Annotated in this window: 13 protein-coding genes and 1 other RNA gene; all 14 read right to left on the minus strand. The window is 66.2% G+C overall.

The features are described 5' to 3' along the window. Positions 1-6: 6 nt before the first annotated feature. Complete coding sequence (gene mraY, locus EPD66_RS11890; protein ID WP_142848733.1) at positions 7-1,095, minus strand: phospho-N-acetylmuramoyl-pentapeptide-transferase; 1,089 nt, start codon at positions 1,093-1,095, stop codon at positions 7-9. Next, positions 1,095-2,513 carry a UDP-N-acetylmuramoylalanyl-D-glutamyl-2,6-diaminopimelate--D-alanyl-D-alanine ligase gene (locus EPD66_RS11895; RefSeq protein ID WP_142848734.1) on the minus strand — a complete coding sequence of 473 codons (1,419 nt, stop codon included), beginning with the start codon at positions 2,511-2,513 and terminating at the stop codon, positions 1,095-1,097. Before EPD66_RS11895 ends, mraY begins: the two co-directional genes overlap by 1 nt. Then, positions 2,510-3,970, minus strand: a complete 1,461-nt coding sequence (locus EPD66_RS11900) for a UDP-N-acetylmuramoyl-L-alanyl-D-glutamate--2,6-diaminopimelate ligase (protein WP_255448458.1) — start codon at positions 3,968-3,970, stop codon at positions 2,510-2,512. Before EPD66_RS11900 ends, EPD66_RS11895 begins: the two co-directional genes overlap by 4 nt. Then, entirely contained in the window at positions 3,954-5,732 is a 1,779-nt protein-coding gene (locus EPD66_RS11905) for a penicillin-binding protein 2 (protein ID WP_255448459.1), read from the minus strand. Before EPD66_RS11905 ends, EPD66_RS11900 begins: the two co-directional genes overlap by 17 nt. Then, positions 5,729-6,439, minus strand: a complete 711-nt coding sequence (locus EPD66_RS24055; RefSeq protein ID WP_185961383.1) for a hypothetical protein — start codon at positions 6,437-6,439, stop codon at positions 5,729-5,731. The genes EPD66_RS11905 and EPD66_RS24055 overlap by 4 nt, the downstream gene beginning before the upstream one ends. Beyond that, on the minus strand, positions 6,436-7,407 hold the full coding sequence (rsmH, locus tag EPD66_RS11915; protein ID WP_142848736.1) for a 16S rRNA (cytosine(1402)-N(4))-methyltransferase RsmH: 972 nt from the start codon (positions 7,405-7,407) through the stop codon (positions 6,436-6,438). The genes EPD66_RS24055 and rsmH overlap by 4 nt, the downstream gene beginning before the upstream one ends. 3 nt (positions 7,408-7,410) lie before the next feature. Continuing rightward, positions 7,411-7,881 carry a division/cell wall cluster transcriptional repressor MraZ gene (gene mraZ / locus EPD66_RS11920; RefSeq protein WP_142848737.1) on the minus strand — a complete coding sequence of 157 codons (471 nt, stop codon included), beginning with the start codon at positions 7,879-7,881 and terminating at the stop codon, positions 7,411-7,413. Between the two features lie 357 nt (positions 7,882-8,238). Next, positions 8,239-8,673: RNase P RNA component class A (rnpB, locus tag EPD66_RS11925), an RNA gene on the minus strand. A 153-nt stretch (positions 8,674-8,826) separates the two neighbouring features. Then, positions 8,827-9,516 carry an N-acetylmuramoyl-L-alanine amidase gene (locus EPD66_RS11930; RefSeq protein ID WP_142848738.1) on the minus strand — a complete coding sequence of 230 codons (690 nt, stop codon included), beginning with the start codon at positions 9,514-9,516 and terminating at the stop codon, positions 8,827-8,829. Then, the gene (locus tag EPD66_RS11935) at positions 9,513-10,388 is read right to left on the minus strand and encodes a DMT family transporter (protein ID WP_142848739.1); all 876 of its coding nucleotides are present in this window, start codon (positions 10,386-10,388) and stop codon (positions 9,513-9,515) included. Before EPD66_RS11935 ends, EPD66_RS11930 begins: the two co-directional genes overlap by 4 nt. Continuing rightward, on the minus strand, positions 10,385-12,208 hold the full coding sequence (locus tag EPD66_RS11940; RefSeq protein WP_142848740.1) for an ABC-F family ATP-binding cassette domain-containing protein: 1,824 nt from the start codon (positions 12,206-12,208) through the stop codon (positions 10,385-10,387). Before EPD66_RS11940 ends, EPD66_RS11935 begins: the two co-directional genes overlap by 4 nt. Beyond that, on the minus strand, positions 12,208-12,972 hold the full coding sequence (locus EPD66_RS11945) for a TerB family tellurite resistance protein (RefSeq protein ID WP_142848741.1): 765 nt from the start codon (positions 12,970-12,972) through the stop codon (positions 12,208-12,210). Before EPD66_RS11945 ends, EPD66_RS11940 begins: the two co-directional genes overlap by 1 nt. A gap of 65 nt (positions 12,973-13,037) precedes the next feature. Beyond that, on the minus strand, positions 13,038-13,634 hold the full coding sequence (locus EPD66_RS11950; protein WP_142848742.1) for a hypothetical protein: 597 nt from the start codon (positions 13,632-13,634) through the stop codon (positions 13,038-13,040). Between the two features lie 161 nt (positions 13,635-13,795). After that, positions 13,796-14,296, minus strand: a complete 501-nt coding sequence (locus EPD66_RS11955) for a GNAT family N-acetyltransferase (protein WP_221930965.1) — start codon at positions 14,294-14,296, stop codon at positions 13,796-13,798. Between the last annotated feature and the right edge of the window lie 49 nt (positions 14,297-14,345).

The raw sequence follows: 14,345 nt of genomic DNA on the forward strand, positions 1-14,345 counted from the left end.
TCCCGCTCAGCGCAACTTCAGCGTGGACAGGCCGATCAGGGCCAGGATGCCGGCGATGATCCAGAAGCGGATGACCACGGTCGGTTCCGCCCAGCCCTTCTTCTCAAAGTGATGGTGCAGTGGCGCCATGCGGAAGACGCGCTTGCCCGTCAGCTTGAACGATACGACCTGCACGATCACCGAGACGGTCTCCAGCACGAACAGGCCGCCGACGATCGCCAGGACCAGTTCATGCTTGGTCACCACGGCGATCGAGCCCAGCGCGCCGCCCAGGGACAGCGAACCGGTGTCGCCCATGAAGACCATGGCCGGCGGGGCGTTGAACCACAGGAAGCCCAATCCCGCCCCGCACAAGGCGCCGCAGATCACCGCCAGTTCGCCGGTGCCCGGGACATGATGGATCTGCAGGTAATTGGCGAAGACGGCATTGCCGACGAGATAGGCGATCAGGGCGAAGACGGCGGCGGCGATCATCACCGGCACGATGGCCAGCCCGTCCAGGCCGTCGGTCAGGTTCACCGCATTCGAGGCGCCGACCATGACGAAGACCGCCATGGGCACATAGAAGAAGCCCATCTCGATCAGCACGTTCTTGAAGAACGGCACGGTCAGGCTCTGGTTCAGCGGCGGCAGGGTGGCGGTGACGGTCAGATAGGCGGCGACCGAGGCGATGATGATCTGGAGGGCCAGCTTCATCTTGCCCGAGACGCCCTTGGGATTGCGCTTGGTGACCTTCAGGTAATCGTCCCAGAAGCCGATCAGGCCATAGCCGGTGGTGACCAACAGTACCACCCAGACGAAGGGATTGGTCAGGTCCGCCCAAAGCAGCGTAGCGATCGCCAGGGCCAGCAGGATCAGCACGCCGCCCATGGTCGGCGTGCCTTTCTTGGTCAGCAGGTGGCTTTCGGGGCCGTCGGTGCGGATGGGCTGTCCCTGCTTTTGGCGGGCGCGCAGCCAGCGGATCACGAACGGCCCGGCAATGAAGGCGACCAGCAGCGCGGTCAGGATCGCCCCGCCCGTCCGGAAGGTCAGGTAGCGGAACAGGTTGAAGACCGTGTACTGGTCTGCCAAGGGAAACAGCAGATTATAAAGCATTAACGAAAGCTCCTGTCGGCGCCGCTTTGGGCTGACGACCACGTCTGGATTGCCTCGACCACGCGCCCCATGCGGCTGCCGGCGGATCCCTTTACCATCACCACGTCGCCTTCGCCCAGTGCGGCCGTGACTTGCGGCGCAAGTGTGGCCGAGTCGGGGGCATGGGCGCCGCGCAGTTGTGGCGGCAGGGTCTCGTACAGGCGTTCCATCAGCGCTCCCGCGGTGAAGACAAGGTCAATTCCCGCTTCCCGCAAGGATTCGGCAAGGCCGGCATGCAGCGAAGCGGACTTCTCGCCCAACTCCAGCATGTCGCCCAGCACCGCGATTCGACGCCCCGCAGCGACCGGCCGGGCCGCCGCCAGAGTGGCGATGGCGGCCCGCATGGAAACCGGGCTGGCGTTGTAGCTCTCGTCGATTAATTCCACGTTAGCGGCCAATTTATGGCGTTGTCCGCGTCCCTTGGGGGCGGACAGCTTGGCCAGCGACGCGGCGGCCTGTCCGGCATCCGCGCCCAGGGCATGAATGGCGGCCAGAACGGCCAGGGAATTCTGCACCCATTGCCGCCCCGCCACGTTCAGGCGATAGCGGATTTCCTTGCCGCCGATACGGGTGGCGACGTCGCTTCCCTCGGCTCCGATCACGCAATCGAGAAGCCGTGCCTCGGCCTTTTCATCGGCGCCGAAGGGCAAGATGGTGACGCCGCGCGCGGCACAGGCCGCCGCCAGACGGTCGTACCAGGGATTGTCGCGGTTCAGTACGGCGGTGCCGCCCGGTTCCAGCCCCTCGAAGATTTCCGCCTTGGCGTCGGCGATCTCGGCGACCGAGGCGAAATGTTCCAGATGGACGGCCTCGACAGTGGTGACGATCGCCACATGCGGCCGCACCATGCGGGTCAGGGGCGAGATTTCCCCGGCATGGTTCATGCCGATCTCGAACACCCCGAAGCGGGTATCGCGGGGCATGCGCGACAGGCTGAGCGGCACGCCCCAGTGATTGTTCAGGCTGCCCAGGCTGAAATGGGTCAAGCCCTGGTCGGACAGGGCCAGGCCCAGCATTTCCTTGGTGCTGGTCTTGCCCACACTGCCGGTGACGGCGACGATGCGGGCCTTGGAGCGGGCGCGCCCGGCGCCGCCCAGGGCCTGCAGGCCCGTCATCGTGTCCTCGACGCGCAGCAAGGGCGCCCCGGCGGGCAGGCCCTCGGGGACCGCATGGACCATGGCGGCGGCGGCCCCGGCTTCGAAAGCCTTGGCGACGAAGGCGTGGCCGTCGAAATTCGGTCCTTGCAGGGCGATGAACAGGTCGCCCGGCTGCACCGCGCGGCTGTCGATGGCGACGCCGCCGGCACTCCACGCGGCTTGGGAGTCGCCGTGGACCGCCTGGGCGGCCTCGTCCGCGGTCCAAAGATTGTCGGCGCTCATGCCGTACCTCCGTCGATCTCGGTCACGGCCTTGCAGGCTTCTTCCGCATCGTCGAAGGGCAGGACCTCCGATCCCACGATCTGGCCGCGTTCATGTCCCTTGCCGGCGACGACCAGCAGGTCGCCCGCTTCCAGTCCGGCGACGGCTTCGCGGATGGCCCTGGCGCGGTCGCCGATCTCGGTGGCGCCGGGACAGGCAGCCATGATGGCGGCGCGGATGCCCGAAGCGGCCTCGCTACGCGGATTGTCGTCGGTGACGATCACCCGGTCGGCCAGGGCCTGGGCGATGGCTCCCATCTGCGGACGCTTGCCGGGATCGCGGTCGCCGCCGCAGCCGAAGACCACCCACAGGCGGTTGGCGGCATGGGGGCGCAGGGCGCGCAGGACCGTTTCCAGGGCGTCGGGCGTATGGGCGTAATCGACATAGATGGCGGCGCCGTTCTTGCGGGCGGCGACCCGCTGCAGGCGGCCGCGCACGCCCTCCAGATGTTCCAGCGCCTCGGCGGCCTGTTCCGCATCGCCGCCGCAAGCCACCACCAGACCCAGCGCGCACAAGGCATTGGCCGCCTGGAAGCCGCCGGCCAAAGGCAGGCGCAGGTCGCGGCGGCGGCCGAAAAGTTCGAGCTCCAGGCTCTGGCCGTCGGGCTCGGGAATCTGTCTCAGCAGGCGGATATCGCATTCCGGCGCGGAGCCGAAGGTCAGGACGCGCAGGCGATGGGCGGCGCAGGCGACCCGGATGGTCGGCCAGAAATCGGAATCGGCATTGACCACGGCCCCGGCACCGGGCGGCAGGACCTCCGTGAACAGGCGCAGCTTGGCCTCGCCATAGGCTTCCATGCTGCCGTGATAATCCAGATGGTCGCGGGTCAGGTTGGTGAAGGCGCCCGCAGCCAAGCGGATGCCGTCCAGGCGGAACTGGTCCAGACCGTGGCTCGACGCCTCCATGACGGCATGGGTGACGCCTTTGCCCGCCAGTTCGGCCAGCATTTCGTGCAGGGCCGCCGTATCGGGCGTGGTCAGCCCGCCGCCCAGGTCGATCCCCGGCGCCTGCACGCCCAGCGTCCCCAGGCTGGCGGCGGGATGGCCGAGCCGGGACCAGATCTGGCGGGTGAAGCTGGCGACCGAGGTCTTGCCGTTGGTCCCGGTGACGGCGGCCATGATGCCGGGCTGGGCGCCGAAGAAGCGGGCGGCCATCAGGGCGAAGGCACGGCGGGGATTCTCGTCCTCCACCAGTGCCGTTCCTTCCGGGACAAGCGTGCCGGGCGGGGCGAGCACGGCGACGGCTCCGGCGGCGACGGCCTGGGGAATGAAGGCGCGGCCATCCGCCTTGGTGCCGGGCAGGGCGGCGAAGAGCATGCCCGGGCCGACCTTGCGGGAATCAGCCGTCAAGCCCGTGACCTGGGGATCACGGGCCAAGGCGGGCGCCTCTGTCGGCAGAAGGTCACTCAGTCGAGGCACTGGCGGTACTCTTGGTCAGGGTGTGGAGGTAGCGGATGGGCAGCACGGCTTCGGCCTGATCCTCGGTAGTGGAGGGAACGCCAAGCATCGGACCGATCTGGGAGATCACGCGGCCGACCGCCGGGGCGGCCGTCCAGCCGCCGGTGGCATAGCCGAAGGTTTCCTTGGTCCCCTGGGGCTCGTCGATCATGGCGAGAACCACATAGCGCGGATCATGCATGGGAAAGGCCGCGATAAAGGAGGAGAGCAGCGATTTGCGGCGATAGGTGCCGCCGGCTCCCAGCTTTTCCGCGGTGCCCGTCTTGCCGCCGACATGATAGCCCGGCACTTCCGACATGCTTCCCGAACCGCCCATCACCGTCAGGCGCATCAACTGGCGCATCTGGTAGGAGGTCTGCTCCTTCAGCACGCGCTGCCCGGCCGGTTCTGCCCCCGGTTCATGCTTGACCAGCGTCGCCGGGCGCAGGATGCCGCCATTAACCAGGGCGGAAACGCCGGTGACCACCTGCAAGGGCGTTACGGCGATGCCGTGGCCGTAGCTGATGGTCATGGTGTTGATCTCGCGCCAGGGTGAGGGGACGAGGGGCGATCCGACTTCCGGCAGCTCGATGGCCGCCGTGCGCAGCATGCCCAGCGCGCCCATATAGGCCCGCTGGGTTTCGGTGCCGTAATCGATTGCCATCTTGGCCGAGGCGATGTTCGAGGAATGCATCAGCACTTCCGGCACCGTCAGGGGGCGGTTCTTGCCGTGGAAGTCGGAGATGGTGAAGCGGGCGACGCGCAGCGGCTTGCTGGCATCATAAACGCTTTGCAGGGTCGACTTGCCGCTGTCCAGCGCGATCGCCGTGTTCAGCAGCTTGAAGGTTGAGCCCATTTCGTAGACGCCCAGCGTCGCCCGGTTGAACATGTTCTCGGCGGTCGTCGCGCCGGGATTGTTCGGGTCGAAGTCGGGCAGCGAGACCATCGAGATGATCTCGCCGGTATGGACGTCCATCACCATGCCGATGGCGCCAATGGCGCTGAAGGTCTCGACGGCGCGCAGCAATTCGTTGCGCATCACCGTCTGCACGCGGGCATCCAGCGCCAGCCTCAGCGGCGTGCCCGATTTCAGCAGGCCGTCGAAGGTCTTCTCCAACCCGGCGATGCCGTTGTTGTCGATGTCGGTCAGGCCCAGCACATGCGAGAACAGGCCGCCATGCGGATAGATGCGCCGCTCGCCCCGCTCGAAATACAGGCCGGGAATGCCCAGGGCGTTGACCTCGTATTGCTCGCGCGGGGTCAGGTTGCGCTTGAGATAGACGAAGTTGCGCGGCGCCGACAGGCGCGCCTGCACATCGGCGCGCGACAGGTCGGGCAGCACGCGGACCAGCTTGGCGGCGGCTTCCTCGGGGTCGAGCACCTCGTTGGCATTGGCATAGAGCGAGACGGTGGGCAGGCTGGTGGCCAGCACCACGCCGTTGCGGTCCACGATGTCGGCACGGCCCATCTCCAGCGGCGCGGTGCGCGCCATGCGGGCCTGCTGGCGGACCTGCGTCTCACCGCCCTTCAGCACGGTCAGGTCCACCATGCGTCCGGCGATGACGGCAAAGGCCAGCGTGAACATGATGCCGGTGAACAGCAGGCGGTTGCGCCCGGTCTCGATGGCGCGGCGGCGCTGGGCCTCGGCGCGCTGGCTTTCCGTCATGCCCCGGGACGGGTCGCGCGGCGGCGCCAGGGCCGTGGCGGCACGGCCTTTTATGATGGTTGCCAGGCGTCCGATCATCGCGCGCTACCCAAGGCCGGCGACTTGATGACGATCACGTCGCCTGCGGGAACGGGTTGCACAGGCGCCGGAACGGGAGCCGGGGCGGAATAGGCCGGCGGCTGCGGAGAATAGACCGGCGTGGGTTGCGGTACGGGCGCCGCCGGACGTGCAGGGGCGGCCACCGCGACGGGCGGTGCGGCCGGGGCCGGACGCGGAGCCGGAGCAGGTTTGGCGACGGCCTGGGCCGCCGGTTGGGTCTGCCGGGGCTGCTGCGGCGCCGGAGCCGTGGCGCGGGCCTGACGGGTTTCGGGCGCCTGGGCGGCGGGCGCGGGCTTGGGCGTGACCGGCTTCGGCGCCGCCAGGGACAGCGGCGCGGGCACGGGCTTTGGCGGCGGCACCGGCTTGTCGGATTCGTTGCGCGCCATCATGGCTTCCGGGATCTTTTCCGGACGCATCGGCAGGTCGGCGACGGCGGCCAACATATGGGTCGGCCCCAGGGGCTTCAGTCCCAGATGACGCTGGCTCAGTTCGCGCAGGCGCGCGGGATCGTTCAGGAAAGCCCATTCCGCGCGCAGCACGTGGATGGATTCCTGATGGGCGCGAATGTCGCGGTTCAGGCGGGCGAGATGGTCTTCCTGTTCCTGCACTTCATATTTCAGCATGAACAGGCCGACGCCCAGGACGACGGCAATGACCGCCCAAAGGAGAGTGATGCCACGGATCATCGGCGAACATCCTCTTCCTGACGGGGGGGAGCTTCGGTACGGATGGCGGCGCGCAGCTTGGCCGAGCGGGCGCGGGGATTGGCCCGGGCTTCGTCCTTGCCGGCGGTGACGGCCTTGCGGCCCAGCAATTCGAAGGTGGCGGCGGGGCCGGTCGCGGCGGCGACCGGCAGGTGGCGCGACGGACGGGCGCCGCTGCCGCTGCGGTCCTTCAGGAAGGCCTTGACCTCGCGGTCCTCCAGCGAATGGAAGGTGACGACGGCCAGACGGCCCTGGGGCTTCAGCGCCAGTTCGGCACCGGCCAAGCCCCGGCGCAATTCGCCCAATTCGTCATTCACATAGATGCGCAAGGCCTGGAAGGTGCGCGTGGCGGGGTCGATGCCGTCGCCCGAACGCGGCACCACCGAGCGCACGACCTCGGCCAGTTGGGCGGTGCGGGTGAAGGGTTCGGCCTTGCGCGCGGCGACGATGGCCCGCGCGATGCGGCGCGACAGGCGTTCCTCGCCATAGCGATAGATGATGTCGGCGAGGTCGCCTTCGTCCATGGCGTTGACCACGTCGGCGGCGCTTTCGCCGGACTGCTCCATGCGCATGTCCAAGGGACCGTCGCGCAGGAAGGAGAAGCCGCGTTCGGCCTCGTCGATCTGCATGGAGGACACGCCGATATCCAGGGCCACGCCGTCCAGCCCATCCAATCCCATGGATGCGGTGATGGCGGCGAGGTCGCCGTAGCGGCCTTCGATCACGGTCAGCCGGCCGGGGAATTCCTGTTCCATCTGCCGCCCGCGGGCAATGGCGTCGGGGTCGCGGTCCACGGCCACCACCTTGCAATCGGCGGCTTCCAGGATGGCACGGGTATAGCCGCCGGCGCCGAAGGTGCCGTCCAGGTAGACGCCACCGGAACGCGGGGAGAGCGCGTCCAGGACTTCGCGCAGGAGAACCGGGATATGGGGGGCGGGATTGGCGGCCATGGCTTATTGCCCTCCGGCGGGTGTACGGGGGCGCAGCGGCAAGGTGGGGCGTTTTTCCATGGCGCGGCGGCGGGCTTCCTCTTGGGAGGCCTTGAAAGCTTCCGGTTCCCAGACCTGGAAAGTGCGGCCCTTGCCGACGAAGGCGGCGGCGTCGGACAGGCCGGCATGTTCGATCAGGTCTTCGGGCAGGACGATACGTCCGCCGTCATCCCAGGCCAGTTGCCGGGCGTCGGCGAAGATCAGCGAGGTCAGGTCGTCCTGTTCGGCGGAGAAGACGTCGAACTGCTCGGTGCTTTCGGAGAGGCGTTCCATGAAATCCATGCCGCAGCCTTCGATGGCGGCGGTGGTGAAGGAGCGGTAGGCGATGATCCCGGCAAAGGCCTGATCGGACAAGGCGGCGCGAAAGGGAGCGGGCACGGAGACCCTCCCTTTCTTGTCGATCTTGTTCACGACTGTGCCCATGAAGAGCGGCATGCCGATCCGCCTAGTTGTTTCCGGCTATATCCCAATCCCTCTTAGCGCTAGAGCCGCCCCGCCCCCGGTCTGGTTCTAAGTGGGTTTTCATGGGATAGCATGGGCTAGTATGGGCGTCAATGGAATCAGCCTCCAAAACTATTGGATTAAGCTTTTCTATCTACGAATCCTGTTCTTCGCCCTAAAAAGGATTAAGGACGGTTTGTATGTTTTTGATTTTAAAAGAAAAATTTGCGTCAAGTTTTGACGTGAATTCGGCGTCCGTTCCAGCCGCGGTCATAGCCGCTGACACCGTATTGTCACGGATCGAAAGCCATAGGGCCCGGCGCGGGAATTCAAGGGAATGCGAGGAAGAGAGGCGTCAGAGGACCTGTAAGCCGGGTTCTGTTCCCAAGCCGAAAGACTTAGGAGATGACCATTCATCTGGGGCGCCCGTTGCCGGACGCCTCGGCGCAACCGACCCGGACGACGGCGCGAAAACCTCGCCTGGCCACGTCATCCCATGGTTTCCCATGACGGAGGACTGGCCCGGCCGTCCCTATTTGGTCTTGCTCCCGGTGGGGTTTACCATGCCGCCCCTGTTGCCAGGCGCGCGGTGCGCTCTTACCGCACCCTTTCACCCTTGCCCGTCGGCTTGCCGGGCCGAAGCCTGGAAGCGGGCGGGCGGTTTGCTTTCTGTGGCACTTTCCCTAGGGTCGCCCCCGCCGGACGTTATCCGGCACCGTGTTTCCGTGGAGCCCGGACTTTCCTCCCCTCCGGGACACCGGAAAGGGCGGTCATCCAGTCCTCTGACGCGGCGCTGAACATAGTGGGAAACAGGCCCAGGTCAAGCCTGCTATTGCCCGGCGGCAAAAGACGAACGGCAAGGAAAGACAAATAAGCAGTAAAATGATTATTTCTTCCGGCTGGGGCGGGGCAGGACGAAAGCCCGCCTTCCGGCCCCGCTTACATCAGCCTGGCTATGACCTTGAGCCTGTGCGCCGTCCCGGGATCGAGAAGGCCGTCGAGACGGCTGGGATAGAAGCGGCGCTGGAAGGCGAGCAGGGCCAGATGGCTCGCTTCGTCCCATTCCCCGGTCACCGGGCAATCATAGCCGATCCGCGCCAGCAGGGCCTGGGCCTGTTCCGGAGTCAGCGTGCTGCGGCCCTGTTCATCGCTCCACAGGCCGATCCCGTGGCGGGCCAGGCGCGGCCAGTCGAACAATTCGCCCGGGTCTTCCTTGCGCGCGGGCGCCACGTCGGAATGCCCCACCACGTTATGGGATGGGATGGGATGGCGCGCCAGGATGCCCTGGGCCAGTTCGATCAGCGCCGCCATCTGGGCCTCGGGGAAGGGGCGGTAGCCCCATTCATGGCCGGGATTGACCAACTCGATGCCGATGGAGCGGCTGTTGATGTCGCGCTGTCCTCGCCAGCAGGAGAGCCCGGCATGCCAGGCGCGGTATTCCTCGGGCACCAGCCGGACCACCCGACCGTCTTCGTGGATCATGTAATGGGCGCTGACCTTGGCCTGGGGGTCGCACATGCGTTCCAGCGCCATCTGGGCGGTCTGCATGCCGGTGTAGTGGAGCACCAGCATGTCGACCGCCTGACCCGGGGGGCGAGGTTCGTGATTGGGCGAAGGCGTTTCGATCATGTCGGCTGTCCCATGCGTTTCTGCGCCCGCTGGATCTCGCGGAGCTGGATGATCGTCACACCGAGGATGGTCAGGCCGCCGCCCACGGCCTTATGCCAGGTGAAGGGCTCGCCCAGCAACAGGACCCCCGAGATGATGCCGATGACCGGGGCCAGCAGCGTGAAGGGCACCACCTGGTTCACCGTGTATTTGGCCAGCAGGTAGTACCACAGCGTATAGGAAATCAGGGACGCCCCGACCACCGTATAGAGGATGGCGCCCCAGCCCGCCCAGCCGGCATTCAGCAGCGGGGTGACCGGGTCGCCCTCGACCAGCACCGACAGCAGCAGGACCTGGGGCGCGGCGAACAGGGCCATCCATCCGTTCAAGGTCAGGGGATTGATCTCGCCCACGCGCTTGATGACCACGTTGGACAGCGCCCAGGCCATGCCCGCGCCAATGATTAGCATCAGCGGCAGCAAAGCGGGCTGCTGCGGTTCCCCGGCCAGGAAGGCGACGCCGATGAAGGCCATGGACATGCCCAGCATGCGCCGCCAGCCCAGCTTGTCGCGGAAGAACAGCCAGGCCATCAGCGAACTGAAGGGAAGCTGCAACTGGATGGCGATGGCCGCCGTGGCGGCATCGACTCCCTTCATGCCGATGAACAGCACGCCGAAATGCAGCACGCCGAGCGTGAAGGACAGCAGCAGGATGGCCGGAAGCTGGCTGCGGCGCGGGCGCAGGAAAGGCACCGTCACCGCCGCGACGAGGGCGAAACGCACGCCCACCAGCAAAAGGGGCGGAATTTCTTCCACCCCTACCTTCACGGCGACGAAATTCAGGCCCCAGATGAGGACGGTGATACAGGCCGCCCCCAGGTCCAGCGGACTCATGATCCGGCTAACTCCTCGCGCAGCATCTCCAGCTCCAGCCAGCGTTCTTCCGCCGCCGCGAGTTCCTCATGCGCCTTCGTCATGCGCTCGGTGGCCTGGGCGAAGCGGTCGGGCTTGCGCTCGTACAAGGCGGGATCGGCAAGTTCCGCTTCCAGCTTGGCGATCTCGTCCTGCAGGGCCTTGATGCGGTCCGGCAGCTGGTCCAGCTCCCGCTGGTCCTTGTAGCTAAGCTTGGTCTGCGCCTTGGGCTTGACGGCGGGCTTGGGCGCGGCCTTGGCCGTCTCCTTGGGCTTGGAGAACGCCGCTTCCGGCGCGTCGGGGCGCTGGATCAGGTAATCGGAATAGCCGCCCGGATATTCCTGGATGTCGCCATTGCCCTCGACCGCGATGACGCTGGTCACCAGCCGGTCGAGGAAATCGCGGTCATGGCTGACCACCAGAAGGGTGCCGTCATATTCGGCCAGCATCTCTTCCAGCAGGTCCAGCGTGTCCATGTCCAGGTCGTTGGTCGGTTCGTCCAGGATCAGCAGGTTGGACGGCTTGGCCAAAAGCTTGGCCAGCAGCAGGCGGTTGCGCTCGCCCCCCGACAGCGCCTTGACCGGCGATTTGGCCTGGCGGTCGTCGAACAGGAAGTCGCGCATGTAGGAGACCACATGCTTGGGCTCGCCGCGCACGAAGACCTGGTCGCCGCGTCCGTCGGTCAGGGTGTCCCAAACGCTGGCCTCGGGGTCGAGCTGGGCGCGGCGCTGGTCGAAATAGGCGGGCTGGAGATTGGTGCCCAGCCGCACATTGCCCGAATCCGGCGGGATGTCACCGGTCAGGATGCGCAGCAGCGTGGTCTTGCCGGCGCCGTTGGGGCCGATGAAGCCGATGCGGTCGCCGCGCATGATGCGGGTGGAGAAGCCCTTGGCGACGATCTTGCTGCCCGCCGCGCTGTCGAAGCTCTTGTGGATGTTCTCGGCCTCGATGACCAGGGCGCCGGATTTCTCGCCCGATTCGACGCCCATATTGACCGAACGCGGCCCGGTCACCAGCTTGGCCCGGACCTGGCGCAGTTCCATCAGCTTGCGTAGGCGGCCCATGTTGCGCTTGCGCCGGGCGGTGACGCCGCGATGCAGCCAGTGGGTTTCGGCCTCGAGCTTCTTGTCCATACGGGCCAGTTCGGCTTCCTCGGCGGCGATCACTTCCTCGGACCAGCGCTCGAAATCGCTGAAGCCCTGCTCGTGACGGCGCACCACGCCCCGGTCCAGCCAGAGCGTCTGGCGCGAGACGGCATTCAGGAAGGCGCGGTCGTGGCTGATGACCACCAGGGCGCCCTTGAAGGCCAGCAATTCCTGCTCCAGCCACAGGATGGTGGGCAGGTCCATGTGGTTGGTCGGTTCGTCCAGCAGCAGCACATCGGGTTCGGAAACCAGCGTGCGGGCCAGGGCGGCGCGGCGGCCTTCGCCCCCGGACAGGGCGGAGGGATCGCGCCTGCCGTCGATCTTCAGATGTTCCAGCGCCGCATCGACGCGCCAAGTCTCGTGCTCGTGGCCCGGCGGCAGGCCCGAGGCGACGTAATCGGCGACGGTGGCGCCGTCGAGCACAGGGTCCTGGTGCAGATAGGCGACACGGGCGCCGGGCTGGACGAAGACCTCGCCGCTATCGGCCTCGATCAGTCCGGCCATCACCTTCAGCAAGGTGGACTTGCCCGAGCCGTTGCGGCCGACAAGGCAGGTCTTGTCGCCGCGTCCCACCTGGGCGGTGACGCCGCGGAACAGCGGCTCGCCGCCGAAGGTGATGCGCAAATCGCGCAAGGAAAGAAGGGGAGGCGGTGCCATCAGCCGATCCCCCGCTGGCGGGCGATGCTGTCATAGGCGGCGTTGATGGCGGCCATCTTGCGGGTGGCGACCTCGATGAATTCTTCAGGCATTCCTTGGGCGATCAGACTGTCAGGATGGTTTTCGCGGGTCAGTCGGCGCCACGCCGCCTTGATCTCGTCATTCGACGCCTGGGGCGAAAGCCCGAGAACCGTATAGGGATCGGGTTCGCCGGTATGGGCGGCGCGGACGCGGGCGTAATCGTGGTCCTCCAGACCGAAGATCCTGCCAACACGGTGCAGGAAGTCAAGCTGCGCGGGACGGGGCGGGCCGTCGGCCTTGGCGATTTCGAACAGCGCGTCCAGCAATTCCTCCAGAATGGCCGGATTGTCGCGGAACAGCATGGCCACCTGGCGGGCATAGATTTCATAGCCCGACGGGTCCTTCTTCGCCATGTCGAACAGCAGGCCGACATTGCGCATCTGTCCGGGCGGGATCCGGAAGATGCGCTTGAAGGTGTCGATCTCGGCCCGCGTGACCACGCCGTCGGCCTTGGCCATCTTGGCCGAGAGGGCGACGACGGCGGTGGTGAAGGCGGTCTGGCGCGCCGTCTCCTTCGCCTGGCCCAGCTTGTTGGTCAGGGCCTGGAGAAAGGGCGGCAACTCGCCATCGGCCCCGCGCTTCTTGTCGTAGACATGACCGGCGGTGGCGCCTAGCAGCGCGCCGATCGGCCCGCCCACCAGCAACCCGCCAAATCCGCCGACAACCTTACCCCAGATACTCATGGCCACCTCCGATTCCTGACCTTGCGTACAATGTAGGACCGAAAGGGTTCAAGCGAGTGTGGAAGTTAGGAATTGGCGAGCAGCTGTTGCCACAGATTGTCCAGCGAGGCGAGAAGATGGTCGGCGACGAGGCTGGCATTGTTGGGAACATGGCGGTTCAGTCTGGGGCGGCGCAGGTCGAGAAGGCCGAATTCCGCGCCCGGCATCTCGTTATGGAAATGGGACCGCAGCAGGTGGACGCCTGTTCCGGCGATATGCGGGCTCAATTCCGGCGTGGCGATATTCCAGAGCGCGACGACGTTGAGGACGCCCTTTTCGAGGAAGGCCAGTTCCGGCTCCAGCCTGACCGTGATGTCCCCGCGCGTGACACTTCCTTTCGGCGGCTCGACAAGCTCCAGCTTCCGCTTGCCAACCCAATGGGCCAGGGCGCGGATGCCGGCCAGGTTATGCTCCACTTCGGCGGGATTGCTGCAATTCTCGCGGACCTGCCGTTCCGCCTCCTCGACCGTAACCTCGCGGGTGGCGATGGACGGTGTCAGGCGGCGAAGTTCCCGGTAGAAGTTGTAGCCTCCCGGATGCAGGTATTGCTCCAGCTCCTGCACCTGTTCGTTCAGGGGAAGGCTGCTGATCTTGAGGAATCGGGTAAGGCCGAGCTTCGGCAAGGTTCACCTTATGCATGCTATCGCGATGGAACAGGCGTCAAGCACCGAAGAAGCGCAAGAGGCAGGCCATCCAGCGGCACCAGGACTGCGCCCGTATGTCCCGCGCCAAGCTCAGGTAATAGTCGATCTCTATGTTATCGTACTGACGCCGCAAAGGTCCTTCAGACGGCGTCATGGCGGTGCAAGTCCAGGACCAGCCTCTGTACCGGGGCCGGTACGCCCCAGCGGCTGTCATGCTGTGTCTCCACCTGCCGGAAGCCGGCTGCATCATAGAGGTGGCGCGCCGCCAGCAAGCCGTCAATGGTCCACAGGAAGAGGCTCTCATAGCCGACTTGGCGGGCGAAGCTTAAGGATTCGCCAAGCAGCTTGCGGCCCAGCCCCGCGCCCTGAGCCGACGGATCGACCATGAACCAGCGCAATTGTCCTCTGTTTTCGCCGGCATCGGCAAGAGCGATGCAGCCGATGGTTTCTTCCTGTCGGGCGGCTACCCAAAACCCATCCCGTTGGGGCCTGAAGGCGACCAGGAAGGCGGATAATTCCGTGGCGACTTCGGCCTCGAAGCTCAGTCCGAACCCCCATGCTTTGGCATAGTAGGTGCCAAGCATCCCGGTTATGGCGCCAATGTCGCCCGGCTGATATCCGCGGATCGTTGCTTCTTTCATGACTTTTCCTTCCAATGAAGGCTCTTTACTTGCGTGATTATCTGTCCTG

This window comes from Telmatospirillum sp. J64-1 (assembly GCF_006980715.1).
Classification (GTDB): domain Bacteria; phylum Pseudomonadota; class Alphaproteobacteria; order Rhodospirillales; family Magnetospirillaceae; genus Oleiliquidispirillum; species Oleiliquidispirillum nitrogeniifigens.

Excerpts from the sequence above, each read along its gene's own strand:
- mraY (WP_142848733.1), bottom strand. The coding sequence starts at position 1,095 with ATGCTTTATAATCTGCTGTTTCCCTTGGCAGACCAGTACACGGTCTTC.
- EPD66_RS11895 (WP_142848734.1), bottom strand. The coding sequence starts at position 2,513 with ATGAGCGCCGACAATCTTTGGACCGCGGACGAGGCCGCCCAGGCGGTC.
- EPD66_RS11905 (WP_255448459.1), bottom strand. The coding sequence starts at position 5,732 with ATGATCGGACGCCTGGCAACCATCATAAAAGGCCGTGCCGCCACGGCC.
- EPD66_RS24055 (WP_185961383.1), bottom strand. The coding sequence starts at position 6,439 with ATGATCCGTGGCATCACTCTCCTTTGGGCGGTCATTGCCGTCGTCCTG.
- rsmH (WP_142848736.1), bottom strand. The coding sequence starts at position 7,407 with ATGGCCGCCAATCCCGCCCCCCATATCCCGGTTCTCCTGCGCGAAGTC.
- mraZ (WP_142848737.1), bottom strand. The coding sequence starts at position 7,881 with ATGCCGCTCTTCATGGGCACAGTCGTGAACAAGATCGACAAGAAAGGG.
- EPD66_RS11930 (WP_142848738.1), bottom strand. The coding sequence starts at position 9,516 with ATGATCGAAACGCCTTCGCCCAATCACGAACCTCGCCCCCCGGGTCAG.
- EPD66_RS11935 (WP_142848739.1), bottom strand. The coding sequence starts at position 10,388 with ATGAGTCCGCTGGACCTGGGGGCGGCCTGTATCACCGTCCTCATCTGG.
- EPD66_RS11940 (WP_142848740.1), bottom strand. The coding sequence starts at position 12,208 with ATGGCACCGCCTCCCCTTCTTTCCTTGCGCGATTTGCGCATCACCTTC.
- EPD66_RS11945 (WP_142848741.1), bottom strand. The coding sequence starts at position 12,972 with ATGAGTATCTGGGGTAAGGTTGTCGGCGGATTTGGCGGGTTGCTGGTG.
- EPD66_RS11955 (WP_221930965.1), bottom strand. The coding sequence starts at position 14,296 with ATGAAAGAAGCAACGATCCGCGGATATCAGCCGGGCGACATTGGCGCC.